A 325-nucleotide genomic window follows, 5' to 3' on the forward strand; every position below is an offset into this window, starting at 1 on the left:
CAGCAATGTATACCAAGTCGTCAAACTTCGCTCTGCAGGCCTGATTTGCACAAAAAAAAATGCCCTGATCACAGGGCATGAGGGCAGACTTATTCTTGGTAGACTTGCGGTGAAATCACCCGCATCTCAGCTTCTATCCATTGTTCCACTTCCAGCATCAGCTCAGGCGCTGTTTTTCCTTCAGACGAAATCGGCTTTCCTACAGAAACGGTGACAGTACCGGGTTTTTTGATGAAAGAATTTTTCGGCCAGCATTCACCTGAATTCAGTGCGATAGGAACGACCTGCGTGTTGGTCTCTACCGCCAGGCGTGCGCCACCGCCTT

General features: G+C 49.5%; 1 protein-coding gene. It reads right to left on the reverse strand.

Annotated elements, in window-relative coordinates:
• Nucleotides 1–89: 89 nt before the first annotated feature.
• Nucleotides 90–325, reverse strand: a 236-nt coding sequence (locus tag KDM89_RS21055) for a lysophospholipid acyltransferase family protein (protein WP_369123603.1), incomplete at its 5' end; no start/stop codon positions are given.

It is taken from the genome of Cognatundibacterium luofuense (assembly GCF_018139685.1).
Lineage (GTDB): Bacteria > Pseudomonadota > Gammaproteobacteria > Burkholderiales > Burkholderiaceae_D > Undibacterium > Undibacterium luofuense.